Below are 233 nucleotides of genomic sequence, written 5' to 3' on the forward strand. Positions count from 1 at the left end.
TGCTGCCCATCGCTTTTAAGGTTTTGGATAGGTCGGCCTGATTATCAATCAGGGCGACCGCCGCCTGAGAGGCCAGCGCCGCCATGCCGGAAGCCGTCGCGCCGTAAGCCATTGAGCCCACAGTAGCGGCGGTACTGGCGGTCGCCCCCGCTGCCGTCGCCGCTGAACCTGCCGTCCCTGCGGCTGACCCGGCCACCGAAGCCGTTATGCCTGCGCCTGCCGTCACGGCGGCC

1 protein-coding gene is annotated in these 233 nt (G+C 68.2%); it reads right to left on the reverse strand.

Annotated features, from left to right (window positions below; translation table 11 throughout):
- Positions 1 to 233: DUF637 domain-containing protein (locus ABR397_RS24085; RefSeq protein WP_350307885.1), on the reverse strand; the 233-nt coding region annotated here is incomplete at both ends.

The sequence above is a fragment of the Photorhabdus viridis genome, from assembly GCF_040256935.1.
Taxonomy (GTDB): domain Bacteria; phylum Pseudomonadota; class Gammaproteobacteria; order Enterobacterales; family Enterobacteriaceae; genus Photorhabdus; species Photorhabdus viridis.